Consider the following 17,544-nt stretch of genomic DNA (forward strand, 5'->3'; position numbering starts at 1 on the left):
GAAATGGGAAAACTAGCATTTCTTTTTCCAGGCCAAGGTTCACAGGCGGTTGGAATGGGTAAACAATTAGCAGGGAATAATAAAGAGGTTGCGAAAGTATTTCAAAAAGCGGATGAAGTTTTAAAAGAATCCCTTTCAAAATTAATTTTTGAAGGGCCGCAGGAAACACTAACATTAACGACAAATGCGCAACCTGCATTATTGGCAACAAGTTTTGCGATTTTAACAGCTTTGAAAGAATACGATATTAAACCTGATTATGTAGCGGGACATAGTTTGGGTGAATATAGTGCACTTGTTGCAGCTGAAGCGTTAACATTTGAAGATGCTGTGTATGCTGTAAGAAAACGCGGCGAATATATGGAAGAGGCTGTTCCAAACGGAGAAGGTGCGATGGCAGCTATTTTAGGAGCAGACCCAGATGTGCTGAAACAAGTTACAGAAGAAGTAACGAGTGAAGGCTACGCTGTCCAAATTGCTAATATGAATAGTACGAAGCAAATTGTTATTTCTGGAACGAAACAAGGAGTAGAAATTGCTTCTCAAAGAGCAAAAGAAAATGGCGCTAAGAGAGCAATTCCGCTTCGAGTAAGTGGGCCGTTTCATTCATCACTTATGAAACCGGCTGCTGAAAAATTCCAAAGTGTTTTAAATGAAATTACAATTCAAAATGCAAATATTCCTGTTATTGCAAACGTTACGGCAGACGTTATTACGCGCGGTGAAGACATTCAAGAAAAGCTAATTGAACAGCTCTATTCTCCTGTTTTATGGTACCCATCTATTGAACGTATGGTACAACAAGGGGTAGATACGTTTATTGAAATTGGACCTGGAAAAGTACTTGCTGGTCTTATGAAATCAATTGCTCCATCTGTAAAGGTATATGCAATCTATGATGAAGAGACATTGAATGATACCATTTTAAGTTTGAGAGGAGAAAGCGGATGTTAAAAGGGAAAGTAGCGCTAGTAACAGGTGCGTCACGTGGAATTGGTCGTGCAGTTGCGATTGAATTAGCTAAACAAGGTGCAAATGTTGTAGTGAATTATGCTGGTAATGAGCAAAAGGCAAATGAAGTAGTTGATGAAATTAAAAAACTTGGTTCAGATGCAATTGCAGTAAGAGCAGATGTTGCAAATGCTGATGATGTTGCAAATATGGTGAAACAAACTGCAGATACATTTGGACAAGTTGATATTCTTGTAAATAACGCAGGTGTAACAAAAGATAATTTATTAATGCGTATGAAAGAAGAAGAATGGGATACAGTTATTAATACAAACTTAAAAGGTGTTTTCTTATGTACGAAGGCAGTATCTCGTTATATGATGCGTCAACGTCATGGTCGCATTATAAACATCGCTTCTGTCGTTGGTGTGATAGGAAATCCAGGTCAAGCGAATTACGTGGCGGCTAAAGCGGGGGTAATTGGATTAACGAAAACATCAGCTAAAGAATTAGCTAGCCGAAATATTACAGTAAATGCAATTGCTCCAGGATTCATTGCTACTGATATGACGGATGTATTAGACGAAAATATAAAAGAAGAAATGTTAAAAGTAATCCCTGCCGCTAAATTTGGAGAAGCGCAAGATATTGCAAATGCAGTAACATTTTTTGCTTCTGATCAAAGCAAATATATTACAGGTCAAACGTTAAATGTTGACGGCGGTATGGTAATGTAATAAAAGAATCGATTTCTTCTAGTTTTTTTGGACAATATTTAATATAATAATTGAGGGGAGGTGAATGCAATGGCAGATGTTTTAGAGCGCGTAACAAAAATCATCGTTGATCGTTTAGGAGTAGAAGAAACTGAGGTAGTATCAGCTGCAAGCTTTAAAGAAGATTTAGGCGCAGACTCCCTAGATGTAGTAGAACTTGTAATGCAATTAGAAGATGAATTTGAAATGGAAATTTCTGATGAAGATGCTGAAAAGATTGCTACTGTTGGCGATGCTGTGACTTACATAGAGAGTCATCTATAATGTTTGAGTGAAGTCCCGTTTTTTAGCGGGGCTTTCTCGGCTTATATCTGGAGGGACCTATGCCGTACCGAAAATATAGAGAAAAAAAATACGAAACAAAATATCGTGAAGCTTTTAAAACGTTTCAACAAAAAATAGGTATTACGTTTATAGATGAAAAATTATTGATTCAAGCATTTACGCATTCATCGTATGTGAATGAGCATCGAAAAAAACCACATGAAGATAATGAACGTCTTGAATTTCTTGGAGACGCTGTATTAGAACTAACTGTATCACAGTATCTGTTTCAAAAATATCCGACAATGAGCGAAGGAGAATTAACAAAGTTACGCGCAGCTATTGTGTGTGAGCCATCTCTTGTTCGTTTTGCTAATGAATTGTCATTTGGTAACCTTGTTTTACTCGGGAAAGGTGAAGAAATGACAGGTGGGCGTGAACGACCAGCTTTATTAGCGGATGTCTTTGAAGCGTTTATTGGAGCCCTTTATCTTGATCAAGGATTAGATACAGTTTGGGGATTTTTAAAAGAAATTGTATACCCAAAAATTAATGAAGGTGCTTTTTCTCATGTGATGGATTATAAGAGTCAACTACAAGAATTGATTCAGCGTGATGGTAGCGGTAATATTGAATATCAAATTTTGCAAGAAAAAGGACCTGCTCATAATCGAGAGTTTGTGTCACGCGTTACATTAAATAGTGTGGCTTTAGGGGTCGGAAGTGGGAAGTCGAAAAAAGAAGCTGAACAGCAAGCTGCTGCAGAAGCGTTGAAAAAATTAAAAGAACAATCATAAGGAATCCCCCTTTAAATGAGGGGGATTCCTTATGCATAGAATGAAGCTTTATTTTTATTTGGAAATACAAAGTTAAATATGAATCCGTACAATAGCTTGTTTGTTATAGACAGCGCCTATAACAACGGAGAATAGGGGGAAAGCCTTTCGTGTTTTTAAAGAGATTAGAAATAGCGGGATTTAAATCCTTCGCAGAGCGTGTATCTGTTGATTTTGTTCCAGGTGTAACATCTGTCGTTGGTCCTAACGGAAGCGGAAAGAGTAATATTACTGATGCGATCCGCTGGGTACTTGGTGAACAATCTGCAAAATCATTACGTGGTGCAAAGATGGAGGATATTATTTTTGCAGGAAGTGATACGCGAAAAGCGGTTAATGTTGCAGAGGTGACGTTAACTTTAAATAATGAAGATCAGCGTTTACCGATTGAATATAATGAAGTGTGTGTAACGCGCCGTGTTTCCCGTTCGGGAGATAGTGACTTTTTTATTAACAAACAATCTTGTAGATTAAAAGATATTATTGATTTGTTTATGGACTCTGGCATGGGTCGAGAAGCTTTCTCAATCATTAGCCAAGGGAAAGTAGAAGAAATTTTGAGTAGTAAGTCGGAAGAACGCCGCGGTGTATTCGAAGAAGCTGCGGGTGTATTAAAATATAAACTCCGCAAAAAGAAAGCTGAAGGAAAATTAGCAGAAACACAAGAAAATTTAAATCGTGTACAAGATATCATTCATGAATTAAGTAGTCAAGTAGAGCCTCTCGAGAGACAAGCTTCTATTGCGAAAGATTATTTGGAGAAAAAAGAAGAACTAGAGAAGGTAGAGGCAGCTCTCATTGTATATGAAATTGAAGAATTACATGAAAAATGGGAAACGCTTCGTAGTCAATTTGGACACAATAAAGATGAAGAAGCAAAAATGTCAACCTACTTACAAAAAAGTGAAGCAGAGCTTGAAGAGTTGCGTGGACAATTGCAAGCAATTGATGAATCTGTGGATTCCTTACAAGAAGTCCTTCTTCTTTCTAGTAAAGAGTTAGAAAAATTAGAAGGACAGCGTGAATTGCTGAAGGAAAGAAAACAAAATGCAACAACGCATTGCGCACAGCTTGAACAGTTAATTATTGAATTAACAGAGAAAGCTAATGATTATGATGGTGAAATTGAAACGAGTACAGAAGAATTAATGAAATTTGCAAATCAGGTAAAAAAATTAGAACAGAAGTTACATGAAAATGAGAAACTTCTTTCAACATATGCAGAAAATCTAGAAGAGCAAATTGAACATTTAAAAGGTGATTATATTGAACTTTTAAATCAACAAGCAAGTAATCGTAATGAACTATCTATGCTAGAAGAACAGTTCAAACAACAAAATTCTAAAAACCAGCGCCTTGATGAGGAAAATGAAAAGTATGTTCAAAAGCGTATGCAAATTACAGCTAAAAAGGCGAAATTTGCGGAGAGCTACGAGCAAGCAAAAGAGAAAGTCACAAGCATTATTACGAATATACAAAAGACAGAAGTAGAGCTTGAGAAATGCAAGAAGCAATATAGTGAAAATGAAACAAAGCTATATCAAGCGTATCAATTTGTTCAGCAAGCTCGTTCTCGAAAAGAAATGCTAGAAGAAATGCAAGAAGATTATTCTGGTTTTTATCAAGGAGTACGTGAAGTATTAAAAGCCCGTGAAGGCAAGCTTCAGGGGATTGAAGGAGCTGTGGCGGAACTTCTTACCGTACCGAAAGAATATGAAGTAGCAATGGAGATAGCCCTTGGGGCAGCGATGCAACATGTTGTTGTACAAACAGAAGAGCACGCGCGCAAGGCAATTGCTTTTTTAAAACAAAATAGGCATGGACGTGCAACGTTTTTACCTCAGGCAGTTATGAAAGGGAGATCGTTATCATTCGATCAATTACGTATTGTAAATCAACATCCATCATTTATTGGTGTAGCAGCAGAACTCGTACAATACAATAATAAATATGAAAACATTGTTTCGAATTTATTAGGTACAGTTGTTGTTGCAAAAGATTTAAGAGGGGCGAATGAGTTAGCGAAGCAATTGCAATATCGCTACCGCATTGTGACAGTTGAAGGGGATGTTGTGAATCCTGGTGGTTCTATGACTGGTGGCGCTGTAAAACAAGCGAAATCTTCTTTATTAGGGCGTCAGCGCGAACTTGAAGAGTGGAATAAGAAGCTTGCTGAAATGGAAGGAAAAACATCTAAATTAGAAAATTTTGTGAAAGTATTGAAGCAAGAAATTCAAGAAAAAGAAGTGAAAGTAAACGAATTGCGTCACAGCGCGGAAGAAGAGCGTGTGGATGAACAGAAGTTAAAAGAAGAAATTAATCAGTTAGAGTTAGAAGAACATCGTATTAATGATCGCTTATCTATCTATGACTTAGAAATAGAAGGCTTTTTACAAGAGCAAGTAAAAATGCAAGGACGTAAAGAAGAGTTAGAAGAGATTTTAGCAAATCTTCAAAAAGAAATTGCAGAGTTAGATGGAAAGATTTCTGCTTTAACAAAGCAGAAAAGCGAGCAACATTCTTCGAAAGAAAAAGTTCAAACAGAGATGACAGAGCTGAAAGTACAAGCAGCAGAAAAGCAGCAACGTTTATCTAATCAGAAAGAAAAAGTAGAGCGCTTAACGAAAGAAAAAGAGGAAGCGCAGCGAATGCTTGTAAAAACAAAAGAAGATTTATCGTTCTTAAAACAAGAGATGACATCGAATTCAAGTGGCGAAGAGCAAATTACGAATATGATTGAGAAGAAAGCACATGATCGAAATCAGACATCGGAATTAATTCGTTCTCGTCGTGAACAACGTTTAGCTTTGCAAGAGCGGATAGACCATTTAGAACGTGAAGTGAAAGAGACGAAGGGTAAGCATAAATACATTTTAGAAATGTTAAAAAATCAAGAAGTAAAAATCAATCGTCTCGATGTGGAATTAGAGAATAGATTGCAACATTTACGTGAAACGTATACCATTTCATTTGAAGCAGCAAAACTAAAATATACAATGACGATGTCTGCAGAAGATGCACGTAAAAAGGTGAAACTAATTAAATTATCCATTGAAGAGCTTGGAACAGTAAATTTAGGTGCGATTGATGAATATGAGCGTGTAGCAGAACGTCATACATTCCTATTAGAGCAGCGAGACGACTTGGAAGAAGCGAAGGCAACACTGCACCAAGTTATTACGGAAATGGATGAAGAAATGAAAAAACGTTTTTCCACTACATTCCAAGCAATCCGAACAGAGTTCCAATCAGTATTCTGTGAATTATTTGGAGGCGGAAGAGCCGATTTAGTAATGACAAATCCGCAAGATTTATTAAATACGGGTATTGATATTGTAGCGCAGCCGCCAGGTAAGAAATTGCAAAATTTAGGTTTACTGTCAGGTGGTGAGCGTGCTTTAACTGCAATTGCATTGCTGTTTGGTATTTTAAAAGTACGCCCTGTTCCGTTCTGCGTACTAGATGAGGTGGAAGCTGCTCTTGATGAGGCGAATGTAGTCCGTTTCGCGCAGTATTTGAAGAAGTTTAGTGATGAAACGCAGTTTATTGTTATTACACACCGAAAAGGTACAATGGAAGAATCGGATGTACTATATGGGGTAACGATGCAAGAATCAGGTGTATCTAAACTTGTTTCCGTTCGTCTGGATGATGGAGAAGAGCTGGTTACAAGCAAATAGGAAGGATGGGAAGAATGAGCTTCTTTAAAAAGTTAAAAGAAAAGATTTCAAAACAAACTGATACTGTAACAGAGAAATTTAAGCAAGGGTTAGAAAAAACGAGAAATTCATTTGCGGATAAAGTAAATGATTTAGTGTATCGCTATCGTAAAATCGATGAGGATTTCTTTGAAGAATTAGAAGAGATTTTAATTGGTGCAGATGTTGGGGTTGCGACAGTGATGGAACTTATTGATCAGCTGAAGGAAGAAGTGCAGCGTCGTAACATTCAAGATCCAAAAGAAGTACAAGCTGTTATCTCAGAGAAATTAGTAGGGATTTACAAAGGTGACGAAGAGTTTAGTAATGAAATGAATATGCAACAAGATCAATTAACGGTTATTTTATTCGTTGGTGTTAACGGTGTTGGAAAAACAACAACAATTGGCAAAATGGCTCATAAGTTTAAAACAGAGGGGAAATCCGTCTTATTAGCAGCTGGGGATACGTTCCGTGCGGGAGCAATTGAACAGCTAGAAGTATGGGGCGACCGCGTTGGTGTAGAGGTAATTAAACAAGGGTCTGGCTCTGATCCAGCAGCGGTTATGTACGATGCTGTTCAAGCAGCAAAAGCGCGTAAAGTAGATGTTTTGCTATGTGATACAGCAGGACGTTTGCAAAATAAAGTAAACTTAATGAAAGAGTTGGAAAAGGTGAAACGTGTTATTGAACGTGAAATTCCAGGTGCTCCTCATGAAGTATTACTTGTTATTGATGCAACAACAGGGCAAAATGGTTTAAGTCAAGCGAAAACATTCCGCGAAGCAACGAACGTTACTGGTATTGTTTTAACAAAATTAGACGGAACTGCTAAAGGTGGTATTGTATTAGCAATCCGTAATGAGATGGATGTACCAGTAAAATTTGTTGGTCTTGGAGAGCAAATGGACGACTTACAGCAATTTGATCCAGAACAATATGTTTACGGTTTGTTTGCAAACTTAGTGGAAAAAGAAGAAGCATAAAGTGAAAGAAGCGGGGCTTCCGCTTCTTTTTTATGAAAAATATAGGATGTTAAGAAAAAAACTTGACACTCTTTTATACTCCATGTAAACTAATTCATGTAAAGGGAAATCACTTAACAAAGGATGATCCAACATGCTCGAAAAAACAACGAGAATGAATTATTTATTTGATTTTTATCAATCGTTGTTAACGCAAAAACAAAGAAGTTATATGTCGCTTTATTATTTAGATGATTTATCTCTTGGTGAAATTGCGGAAGAATTTGATGTAAGTCGCCAAGCCGTGTATGATAACATTAAACGGACTGAAGCGATGCTTGAAGAATATGAAGAGAAATTAGTATTACTTCAAAAGTTTCAAGAGCGACAGCGACTTGTTGCAAGGCTAAAACAGCTAATCAGCGAAGAAGAGCATGTGAATGAAGAAATGAAACAAGTTGTTGAAGCTATCGAAAAATTAGATTAGGAGGGCGGCAATATGGCATTTGAAGGATTAGCCGACCGACTTCAACAGACGATGCAAAAAATCCGCGGCAAAGGAAAAGTTTCCGAAGCCGATGTAAAAGAAATGATGAGAGAAGTTCGTCTAGCTCTTTTAGAAGCGGATGTTAACTTTAAAGTAGTAAAAGATTTTGTAAAGCGTGTGTCTGAGCGTGCTGTCGGACAAGATGTAATGAAGAGTTTGACACCTGGACAACAAGTAATTAAAGTTGTACAGGAAGAACTTACAGAACTTATGGGCGGAGAGCAAAGTAAAATTGCTGTCGCTAATAAGCCACCAACTGTCATTATGATGGTTGGACTGCAAGGTGCAGGTAAAACAACGACAACAGGTAAACTTGCGAATTTGCTTCGTAAAAAGCACAATCGTAAACCGTTGCTTGTTGCAGCTGATATTTATCGTCCTGCAGCAATTAAACAGCTTGAAACATTAGGGAAGCAATTGGATATGCCTGTTTTCTCATTAGGAGATCAAGTAAGTCCTGTTGAAATTGCAAAACAAGCGATTGCAAAAGCGAAAGAAGATCATCATGATTATGTTTTAATTGATACTGCAGGTCGTCTGCATATTGATGAAGAACTAATGGATGAACTAGCGAAAGTGAAAGAAGTTGCGAACCCGGATGAAATCTTCCTAGTTGTCGATGCGATGACAGGACAAGATGCGGTCAATGTTGCACAAAGCTTCCATGATCAGCTAGGTTTAACAGGTGTTGTTTTAACGAAATTAGATGGTGATACGCGCGGTGGTGCAGCATTATCTATTAAAGCAGTAACAAATACACCGATTAAATTTGCTGGTATGGGTGAGAAATTAGATGCAATTGAAGCATTCCATCCTGAACGCATGGCATCTCGTATTTTAGGGATGGGTGACGTTCTAACATTAATTGAAAAGGCGCAAGCTACAGTTGATGAAGAAAAAGCAAAAGAACTTGAGCAGAAAATGCGTACGCTTTCGTTTACGCTTGACGATTTCCTTGAGCAACTTGGACAAGTGCGTCAACTTGGGCCACTTGATGAATTGCTAGGAATGCTTCCTGGTGCAAATAAAATTAAAGGGCTGAAAAATGCACAAGTTGATGAAAAACAAATTGGGCATATTGAGGCAATTATTCGTTCTATGACAATAGTAGAGCGAGAACAACCGGAAATAATCAATGCTAGTCGTAAAAAGCGTATTGCCAAAGGTAGCGGTACAACCGTACAAGAAATTAATCGTCTACTCAAACAGTTTGAAGATATGAAAAAAATGATGAAGACGATGACTGGCATGCAAAAAGGTAAGAAAAAGGGACTAGGTGGATTGAAGTTTCCATTTATGTAAGGAAAAAAAGATGGCTCTGTTAAGAAAAAATACTTTACAAAGCAATAGTCTTTTTGCTAATATAATTATCTGTGTGAAATAAATTCGGAGGTGCTTTATAAATGGCAGTTAAAATTCGTTTAAAACGTATGGGAGCTAAAAAAACTCCTTTCTATCGTGTAGTTGTTGCAGATTCTCGTTCTCCTCGTGACGGACGTTTCATCGAGGAAATTGGTACTTACAATCCAGTTGCTCAACCAGCTGAAGTGAAAATCAATGAAGAAGCAGCATTAAAATGGTTAGGAAATGGTGCGAAACCATCTGATACAGTTCGCAATCTTTTCTCTACTCAAGGTATCATGGAGAAATTCCACTTATCTAAACAAGGTAAGTAATTGAGGCAATGGCTATGAAAGAGTTAATCGAAACGATCGTCAAGCCTCTTGTAGATTATCCTGAAGATGTAAAGGTTACACAGGAACTTTGCAACGGAGAGATAAAGTATCGATTAACCGTACATCCTGAGGATGTTGGAAAAGTCATTGGGAAGCAAGGGCGTGTTGCAAAAGCAATTCGAATGCTCTTGTATTCAGTGGGACATCATAATCATGAAAAAGTTACACTGGAAATTCAATAGGTGTGAAAAGGGCGAGGATTTATTCCTCTCCCTTTTTTAACATTTTAAGAGAAATTGCATTGTCCATATATAGAATGGAGATGCTTAACTTATATAGAAAACAGGGGTGACGTGCTGTTTATGACAAAATGGTTTAACGTAGGAAAAATTGTAAATACTCATGGTGTTAAGGGAGAAATCCGTGTCATTTCTCGTACTGACTTTCCGGAAGAACGATATAAAGTAGGAAATACATTATACATATGGAATGATAAGGAGAAAACTCCGCTTCCTGTAAAAGTAACTACTCATCGTCAGCATAAGACATTTGATTTATTGACATTTGAAGGGTTTAACAATGTAGATGAAGTAGAAAAGTTTAAAGGTTCTTTACTAAAGGTTCCAGAAGAGCAACTTGGTGAACTTGCTGAAGGTGAGTACTATTACCATGAAATTATTGGGTGTAAAGTAGTAACAGAAGATGGTGAAGAGCTGGGAACAATAAAAGAAATTCTATCTCCTGGTGCAAATGATGTATGGGTAATTAAACGTCCAAAAGGACAAGAACTTTTAATTCCGTACATTGATGATGTTGTGCTGCAAGTTAACGTTGAAAATAAATTGGTAACCATTCATGTAATGGAAGGATTGCTATAATGAAAATTGACATTTTAACATTATTTCCAGAGATGTTTACTGGTGTGTTTGGATCTTCGATTTTAAAAAAAGCGCAAGAAAAAGAAGCTGTATCGCTTAGAGTTGTAAATTTTCGTGATTATACGACAAGTAAGCATAACAGTGTAGATGATTATCCGTACGGCGGGGGCGCTGGTATGGTGTTAACTCCACAGCCTATCTTTGATGCTGTAGAAGAATTAACGAAAGATACAGAATGTAAACCAAGAGTTGTATTAATGTGTCCACAAGGAGAACGATTAACGCAGAAAAAGGCAGAAGAACTTGCAGGGGAAGAGCATGTTATTTTTGTGTGTGGTCATTATGAAGGTTATGATGAACGAATTCGTGAACATCTTGTAACAGATGAGATTTCTATTGGTGATTATGTATTAACAGGTGGGGAATTAGCATCTATGGTTGTTACAGATAGTGTTGTACGTCTTTTGCCAGGGGTACTTGGAAATCAAAACTCACAGGTGGAAGATTCTTTTAGTACAGGCTTATTAGAACATCCGCATTATACACGTCCAGCCGATTTTCGTGGCATGAAGGTACCGGATGTGCTTATGTCAGGGAACCATAAGAATATTGAAGAATGGCGTCATAAGGAATCGTTGCGACGTACCTATACGCGTAGACCAGATTTACTTGAAGAACGCAGGCTATCAAAGCAAGAAGCAACTTGGCTTAAGCAAATTAAAGAAGAGCAGTAAGAACTTCATATATTTTCTATTGCAACAGGCCTAGCAATATGCTATTATAACATTTGTGCTACTGAAAGCAGTAGCCGTATTAACGATGTTCCGCTGTAATTTATGAATGACTTTATAAGAGCATCTGTTTAAAGGAGAGAATTGAATATGCAACAATTAATCGCAGATATTACAAAAGGCCAATTAAAAACTGACCTACCTTCATTCCGTCCTGGTGACACTTTACGTGTACACGTAAAAGTAGTTGAGGGTACTCGTGAGAGAATTCAGCTTTTTGAAGGTGTTGTAATTAAACGTCGTGGTGGCGGAATTAGCGAAACGTTCACAGTTCGTAAGATTTCTTACGGCGTAGGTGTAGAGCGTACATTCCCAGTTCACACACCAAGAATCGCGAAAATCGAAGTACTTCGCCGTGGTAAAGTACGTCGTGCTAAGTTATACTACTTACGTAACCTTCGCGGTAAAAAAGCACGTATTAAAGAAATTCGATAAGACATGTATGGGAGCTTGTAAATGCACAAGCTCCCTTTTTCCAATCTATATGAAATTTTGATATAATACGAGCAGCGTACATAACTGTGGAGGGGTAAAGCATGAAAAAAGAAAAGAGTTCGCTTTGGGAATGGATAAAAGCAATTTTGATTGCTGTTGTGTTAGCAGCTGTGATTAGACAGTTTTTCTTTGCGCCCATTCTTGTAGATGGTGTCTCGATGTCACCGACGCTTCATGACCGTGATCGGATGATTGTTAATAAAATCGGTTATCACATTGGTGAACCGAAACGTTTTGATATAATTGTATTTCGAGCAACGGAAGAGAAAGATTATATTAAACGTGTTATTGGCTTACCAGGCGATGAGGTTGAATATCGTAACGATACACTCTATATTAACGGAAAACCCTATGAGGAACCGTATTTAGACAAGCAGAAAAAACAACTTTCTGACGGACCGCTTACATATGATTTCAAACTTGAAGAAATTACAGGTAAAAAAACCGTTCCAGAAGGTCAATTATTTGTATTAGGTGATAATCGTCGTTTTAGTAAAGATAGTCGTACGATTGGCACGGTTAAGATGGACCAAGTAATAGGAAAAGCAAATATGTTATATTGGCCATTAAAGGATGCACGTATTGTGAAATAAACAAAAAAAGAAGGTGGCAACATGGCAATTCAGTGGTTTCCAGGGCATATGGCAAAAGCTAGGCGCCAAGTAACAGAAAAGTTAAAGTTAATTGATGTTGTAATTGAACTTGTAGATGCACGTTTACCTTTATCTTCTCGAAATCCAATGATCGATGAAATTATTACACATAAGCCGAGACTAGTTGTTTTAAATAAAGCGGATATGGCAGATGATCGTTTGACGAAACAATGGATCGCTTATTTTGAAGAGCAGGGTCATAAAGCAATTTCAATTAATGCACAGGCCGGACAAGGTATGAAAGAAATTACAGCTGCTTGTAAAGTACTTGTAAAAGAAAAGTTTGATAAAATGATTGCAAAAGGGATTAAACCAAGAGCGATTCGTGCATTAATCGTCGGTATTCCAAATGTCGGTAAATCTACTTTGATTAATAAATTAGCGAAGAAAAACATTGCGAAAACAGGCGATCGCCCTGGTGTTACAACAGCACAGCAATGGATTAAAGTAGGAAAGGAAATGGAGTTATTAGATACGCCAGGTATTTTATGGCCGAAATTCGAAGATGAATTAGTTGGACTTCGTCTTGCGACTACTGGCGCAATTAAAGACGCTATTTTAAACTTACAAGATGTAGCTGTTTATGCACTTCGCTTTATGGAAAAACATTATCCGGAGCGTTTGCAAGAGCGTTATAAAATAAATGACATTCCAGAAGATATTGTGGAATTATTTGATGCGATTGGAAAGAACAGAGGTTGTCTAATGGGCGGCGGACTTGTTGATTATGATAAAACATCAGAACTTGTTCTTCGTGAACTTCGCGGTGGTAAACTGGGAAGAATGACATTTGAAACACCAGATGAATTTGTAGAAGAGGTATAAGAAGACGTGCGTTTGTACGTCTTTTCTTTTTGGGTGTTTTTAAAAAGGAGTGTACATAAAATGCAAAAATTAACAATTAAAGAAGTGGGATGTTTATTACAAGAAATTACGGCAGAAGAAGATGAACGATTTCAAATGTTAATAAAAGATGAGCGGAAAGGCGTTCAAAACTTAATTACGAAATGGCACAAACAAAAAGAACAGGTGCAAAAAGAAAGAGAACAATTTTTAGAGATGTCTCAATATGAACAGGCATTACGTGAACAGGGGCTCTTATATATTGCTGGGATTGATGAAGTAGGAAGAGGGCCGTTAGCTGGACCTGTTGTTACGGCCGCTGTTGTCCTTCCAGAAGATTTTTATATACCAGGGTTAAATGACTCTAAAAAGCTAAGTGAAGCGAAGCGGGAGCGTTTCTATGATGAAATTAAAGAAAGGGCAGTAGCAATTGGAGTTGGAATTGTATCACCGCAGGTTATTGATGAGATAAATATTTATCAAGCAACCAAGCGAGCGATGTTGGATGCAATTGCAAATTTATCGTGTACACCAGAGCATCTATTAATTGATGCGATGAAACTTCCTACTTCCATTCCACAAACATCCATTATCAAAGGAGATGCAAAAAGTATTTCTATCTCAGCTGCCTCCATTATCGCGAAAGTCACGCGTGATCGCATGATGAAGGAACTAGGGAAGGAACACCCTGAATATGGTTTTGAACAGCATATGGGCTATGGAACAAAACAACATTTGCAAGCAATCGAAACATATGGTGTACTAGAAGAACACCGGAAAACATTTGCGCCAATTAAAGATATGATCCAAAAATAAGCTGTAACCTACAGCTTATTTTTTTATTTTGGCATACAAATATTACTATTTTCAAAAAAGAATAAAGCGATTTCAGTTTTCTGACACTTTATTGTAGACAGCATGGCAATCATTTTATACAATGGCAATGTAGTGTTTTTAAACATTAAAAAACTTTTTGAGTAAAACAGGAAAACGGGGGAGGATGGGACTATGAATATCCATGAGTATCAAGGTAAGGCAGTCCTTAGAAGCTATGGGGTTAGTGTTCCAAACGGGAAGGTTGCCTTTACAGTAGAAGAAGCTGTAGAAGCAGCGAAAGAATTAGGAACGGATGTATGTGTAGTTAAAGCACAAATTCACGCTGGTGGACGCGGCAAAGCTGGCGGAGTAAAAGTTGCGAAAAATTTAGATGAAGTTCGTACATATGCGGAAAGCATTTTAGGAACTACACTTGTGACGCATCAAACAGGTCCTGAAGGTAAGGAAGTAAAACGCTTACTTATCGAAGAAGGTTGCGATATTAAAAAAGAATATTATGTAGGTCTTGTATTAGATCGTGCAACTTCTCAAGTTGTTTTAATGGCATCTGAAGAAGGTGGAACAGAAATTGAAGAAGTAGCTGAAAAAACACCTGAAAAAATCTTTAAAGAATATATTGATCCAGCAGTAGGATTACAAGGCTTCCAAGCGCGTCGAATCGCGTTTAACATCAATATTCCAAAAGAGCTTGTGGGACAAGCTGTGAAGTTTATGATGGGCTTATATCGTGCGTTTATCGAAAAAGATTGCTCTATCGCGGAGATTAATCCACTTGTTACAACAGGTGATGGGAAAGTTATGGCGTTAGATGCAAAATTAAACTTTGATTCTAATGCGTTATATCGTCATAAAGACATTTTAGAACTTCGTGATCTTGATGAAGAAGATTCAAAAGAAATTGAAGCTTCTAAATATGACTTAAACTACATTCCTTTAGATGGAAATATCGGTTGTATGGTTAATGGTGCAGGTTTAGCAATGGCTACAATGGATATCATTAAACATTACCATGGTGACCCAGCTAACTTCTTAGATGTTGGTGGCGGCGCAACAGCTGAAAAAGTTACAGAAGCATTCAAAATTATCCTTTCTGACAAAAATGTAAAAGGTATCTTCGTTAACATTTTTGGTGGCATTATGAAGTGTGATGTTATTGCAGAAGGTGTTATTGAAGCAACGAAGCAAGTAGGTCTTGAGTTACCTTTAGTTGTACGTCTTGAAGGTACAAACGTAGAGTTAGGTAAGAAAATTTTAAATGAGTCTGGCTTAAATATTGTTGCAGCAGAATCTATGGCAGACGGTGCACAAAAAATTGTTTCACTAGTGGGCTAATAGAAAGCGGGGGAGAAAAATGAGCGTATTAGTTAATAAAGATACAAAAGTTATTGTTCAAGGTATTACAGGTTCTCAAGGATTATTCCATACAAAACAAATGATTGAATACGGTACGAAAATTGTCGGTGGTGTAACACCAGGTAAAGGCGGCACTGATATTGAAGGTGTACCAGTATTTGATACAGTAGAAGATGCTGTGAAAGCAACAGGCGCGAACGCTTCAGTTGTATACGTTCCACCCGCTTTTGCGGCTGATGCAATTATGGAAGCAGTTGATGCAAAGATTGATTTAGTAGTATGTATTACTGAAGGAATCCCTGTATTAGATATGGTAAACGTAAAGAGATATATGGCTGGTAAACATACACGTTTACTTGGACCAAACTGCCCTGGTGTCATTACACCTGATGAATGTAAAATTGGTATTATGCCAGGCTACATTCACAAAAAAGGTCATGTAGGTATCGTATCTCGCTCTGGTACATTAACGTATGAAGCTGTACATCAGTTAACACAAGAAGGTATTGGCCAATCTACTGCTGTAGGTATTGGTGGGGACCCTGTTAATGGTACAGACTTTATTGATGCGTTAAAAGCGTTTAATGAAGATGAAGAAACACATGCTGTTATTATGATTGGTGAAATCGGCGGAACAGCAGAAGAAGAAGCTGCTGAGTGGGTAAAAGCAAACATGACAAAACCTGTTGTCGGCTTCATTGGCGGTCAAACAGCACCTGCAGGTAAGCGTATGGGTCATGCTGGGGCGATCATTTCTGGCGGTAAAGGAACTGCTGCTGAAAAGATTAAAACAATGGAAGCTTGTGGTATTAAAGTTGCCGAAACACCAGCTGTTATGGGTGAAACATTAATCTCTGTTTTAAAAGAAAAGGGATTATTCGAAACTTGTAAAAACTATTAATCTTTTTGAAAGACACCTTCATGTTAGAAGGTGTCTTTTTACACATTTTTTGTTTACATAATAAAAATTATGGGTAAGGAGAATGATTGTGAAAAGAGAACGATTGCTTCATCTTCACTATGTATTAGCGGATCATTGGAAAGCGTTAAAATACTTGTTACACATTGATCCAGAGGTAAAGAACATATATAATTTTTCTCCGGAACACTTTGAAAAATATACAGGATTATCCTCGAAAAAATCTTCTGAATTAGTGAAATTCTTACAGACATCAACATCTTCTCAATGTATTCATCATTTAGAAAAAAATCATCTTTTTTATGTAACAATATGGGATCATGACTATCCAGAACTGTTACGTGAAATACCAGATCCTCCCTTTGTTTTATATGGAAAAGGACAGAGAGAACTCCTTAATAAAATGAATAAATTAGCGGTAGTTGGAACAAGAAAACCATCTTTATATGGGAAGGAGAGCATACAACCCATTTTACAACCGCTGATAGATAAAGGGTGGTTAATTGTTAGTGGCTTGGCAAGCGGGATTGATACAATTGCCCATGAAATCACAGTGCAGCAGCAACGCATGACCATTGCGATATTAGGACATGGTTTACAGTATATATATCCAAAAGAAAATCAACAATTTTACAACACATGGAAAGATTACATGTTGTTATTAACGGAATATCCGCCGCATTATTCTCCGCGAAAATGGTATTTTCCAAGAAGAAATCGAATTATAAGTGGACTTTGCAAAGGGGTTTTAGTTGTGGAGGCGAAAGCAAGGAGTGGATCGCTTATTACTGCAGATCTGGCTTTAGAACAAAATAGAGAAGTGTTTGCACTTCCTGGTCCTATGTTTATAGATAGTGCAATTGGGACAAATCAACTCATTCAGCAAGGGGCAAAACTTGTTCAAAAAGCAGAAGATATTCTTGAAGAATTTTAAAATTAATCTTATATTTTTATGTTTTTATTAAACAATTATTGACAAATGGTAGATTGGCACTGTATGTTATACTCATTCTTGATTGACAAAAATAAGAGAAATCAATAAGATTAATGAAGATTTGAATC

19 protein-coding genes are annotated in these 17,544 nt (G+C 37.3%); all 19 read left to right on the plus strand.

Features of this window, described 5'->3' with window-relative positions:
• Positions 1–3: 3 nt before the first annotated feature.
• The 19 genes from fabD to dprA all read left to right on the plus strand — a co-directional run bounded on the left by fabD (position 4) and on the right by dprA (position 17,416).
• Entirely contained in the window at positions 4–954 is a 951-nt protein-coding gene (fabD, locus tag V7183_RS06435) for an ACP S-malonyltransferase (protein ID WP_335359005.1), read from the plus strand.
• On the plus strand, positions 948–1,688 hold the full coding sequence (gene fabG, locus V7183_RS06440; RefSeq protein ID WP_097895179.1) for a 3-oxoacyl-[acyl-carrier-protein] reductase: 741 nt from the start codon (positions 948–950) through the stop codon (positions 1,686–1,688). The genes fabD and fabG overlap by 7 nt, the downstream gene beginning before the upstream one ends.
• Positions 1,689–1,757: 69 nt before the next feature.
• The gene (gene acpP, locus V7183_RS06445) at positions 1,758–1,991 is read left to right on the plus strand and encodes an acyl carrier protein (protein WP_097895180.1); all 234 of its coding nucleotides are present in this window, start codon (positions 1,758–1,760) and stop codon (positions 1,989–1,991) included.
• A gap of 59 nt (positions 1,992–2,050) precedes the next feature.
• Entirely contained in the window at positions 2,051–2,788 is a 738-nt protein-coding gene (gene rncS / locus V7183_RS06450; RefSeq protein WP_097895181.1) for a ribonuclease III, read from the plus strand.
• Positions 2,789–2,937: 149 nt separating this feature from the next.
• Positions 2,938–6,507: a chromosome segregation protein SMC gene (smc, locus tag V7183_RS06455; protein ID WP_335359006.1), complete on the plus strand. Its 3,570-nt coding sequence runs from the start codon at positions 2,938–2,940 to the stop codon at positions 6,505–6,507.
• Between the two features lie 14 nt (positions 6,508–6,521).
• Entirely contained in the window at positions 6,522–7,511 is a 990-nt protein-coding gene (gene ftsY, locus V7183_RS06460; RefSeq protein WP_097895183.1) for a signal recognition particle-docking protein FtsY, read from the plus strand.
• A 133-nt stretch (positions 7,512–7,644) separates the two neighbouring features.
• Positions 7,645–7,977, plus strand: a complete 333-nt coding sequence (locus tag V7183_RS06465; protein ID WP_042979425.1) for a putative DNA-binding protein — start codon at positions 7,645–7,647, stop codon at positions 7,975–7,977.
• A gap of 12 nt (positions 7,978–7,989) precedes the next feature.
• Complete coding sequence (gene ffh, locus V7183_RS06470; protein WP_335359007.1) at positions 7,990–9,339, plus strand: signal recognition particle protein; 1,350 nt, start codon at positions 7,990–7,992, stop codon at positions 9,337–9,339.
• Between the two features lie 101 nt (positions 9,340–9,440).
• Positions 9,441–9,713 carry a 30S ribosomal protein S16 gene (gene rpsP, locus V7183_RS06475; RefSeq protein WP_000268751.1) on the plus strand — a complete coding sequence of 91 codons (273 nt, stop codon included), beginning with the start codon at positions 9,441–9,443 and terminating at the stop codon, positions 9,711–9,713.
• 14 nt (positions 9,714–9,727) lie between these two features.
• On the plus strand, positions 9,728–9,955 hold the full coding sequence (locus V7183_RS06480) for a KH domain-containing protein (RefSeq protein ID WP_097895189.1): 228 nt from the start codon (positions 9,728–9,730) through the stop codon (positions 9,953–9,955).
• Between the two features lie 120 nt (positions 9,956–10,075).
• Positions 10,076–10,591 (plus strand): ribosome maturation factor RimM, encoded by a 516-nt coding sequence (rimM, locus tag V7183_RS06485; RefSeq protein WP_097895191.1) that lies wholly within the window; start codon positions 10,076–10,078, stop codon positions 10,589–10,591.
• Positions 10,591–11,325 carry a tRNA (guanosine(37)-N1)-methyltransferase TrmD gene (trmD, locus tag V7183_RS06490; protein WP_335359008.1) on the plus strand — a complete coding sequence of 245 codons (735 nt, stop codon included), beginning with the start codon at positions 10,591–10,593 and terminating at the stop codon, positions 11,323–11,325. Before rimM ends, trmD begins: the two co-directional genes overlap by 1 nt.
• A 147-nt stretch (positions 11,326–11,472) precedes the next feature.
• A complete protein-coding gene (rplS, locus tag V7183_RS06495; protein ID WP_033672113.1) occupies positions 11,473–11,817 on the plus strand; it encodes a 50S ribosomal protein L19 in 345 nt (114 codons plus the stop codon).
• A gap of 101 nt (positions 11,818–11,918) precedes the next feature.
• Positions 11,919–12,470, plus strand: coding sequence for a signal peptidase I (gene lepB, locus V7183_RS06500; RefSeq protein WP_097895194.1), 552 nt, complete (start codon positions 11,919–11,921; stop codon positions 12,468–12,470).
• A gap of 21 nt (positions 12,471–12,491) precedes the next feature.
• Positions 12,492–13,355: a ribosome biogenesis GTPase YlqF gene (gene ylqF / locus V7183_RS06505; RefSeq protein ID WP_097895197.1), complete on the plus strand. Its 864-nt coding sequence runs from the start codon at positions 12,492–12,494 to the stop codon at positions 13,353–13,355.
• Between the two features lie 60 nt (positions 13,356–13,415).
• Entirely contained in the window at positions 13,416–14,189 is a 774-nt protein-coding gene (locus V7183_RS06510) for a ribonuclease HII (RefSeq protein ID WP_335359009.1), read from the plus strand.
• 192 nt (positions 14,190–14,381) lie between these two features.
• Entirely contained in the window at positions 14,382–15,542 is a 1,161-nt protein-coding gene (sucC, locus tag V7183_RS06515; protein ID WP_097895201.1) for an ADP-forming succinate--CoA ligase subunit beta, read from the plus strand.
• 19 nt (positions 15,543–15,561) lie between these two features.
• Positions 15,562–16,464, plus strand: coding sequence for a succinate--CoA ligase subunit alpha (gene sucD, locus V7183_RS06520; protein ID WP_042979412.1), 903 nt, complete (start codon positions 15,562–15,564; stop codon positions 16,462–16,464).
• Positions 16,465–16,552: 88 nt separating this feature from the next.
• The gene (gene dprA / locus V7183_RS06525) at positions 16,553–17,416 is read left to right on the plus strand and encodes a DNA-processing protein DprA (protein WP_335359010.1); all 864 of its coding nucleotides are present in this window, start codon (positions 16,553–16,555) and stop codon (positions 17,414–17,416) included.
• Positions 17,417–17,544: the final 128 nt, after the last annotated feature.

Source organism: Bacillus sp. JJ1127, assembly GCF_036965845.1.
Classification (GTDB): Bacteria; Bacillota; Bacilli; order Bacillales; family Bacillaceae_G; genus Bacillus_A.